Raw genomic sequence first — 653 nt, forward strand, 5'->3', positions numbered from 1 at the left:
GCGAGCGCGCCATTGGCGTCGATGCCGGAGAGGTCGAGCTTATCGCCAGGCTCGAAGTCGAGGATGGTGTCGCCATCCGCCGCCTCCTTGCTCTCGAAGCGGAAGGTGTCGTTGCCCGCCCCGCCTTCCATCACGTTCACCGCCGCACTCGCCGTGATCGTGTCGTTGCCCGAACCGGTCGCGACGTTCTCGATGCTCCAGAGCGTGTCGGTGCCGGTTTGCGTGCTGACCGCGCTGCCGCGTCCGAGCAGGCCGTTGCCGAGATCGACCGTCAGGTTCGCCGTGATCGCCGACATGTCGAGCGTGTCGATGCCCGTGCCGCCGTCGCTGTCATCGCCGAAATAGACGTCGTTGCCGTCACCGACCGCAGCCACGATCACATCGTTGCCCGCACCCGCCACCACSGTGTCGTCGCCGGCGCCGGCCGTGATCCGGTCGTCGCCGGTGCCACCGAAGATCCGGTCGTTGCCGGCCTCGCCATCGATCAGGTCGTTGCCGGCCCCGCCGAGCAGCACGTCGTCGCCGGCCCCGCCGAAGACCACGTCACGGCCCTCCCCGGCATCGACGAAGTCGTTGCCGTCGCCGGCCGAGATCGTGTCGTCGCCGCCCGCACCGATCAGGACATCGTCGCCGCCCTGGCCGATCAGGTTGTC

Annotated in this window: 1 protein-coding gene; it reads right to left on the reverse strand. The window is 69.0% G+C overall.

Annotated elements, in window-relative coordinates:
• A partial coding sequence (locus tag AB4118_RS34080) for a calcium-binding protein (protein ID WP_441493908.1) occupies positions 1-653 on the reverse strand: 653 nt, incomplete at both ends.

This window comes from Allobosea sp. 2RAB26 (assembly GCF_052115465.1).
Lineage (GTDB): Bacteria > Pseudomonadota > Alphaproteobacteria > Rhizobiales > Beijerinckiaceae > Allobosea.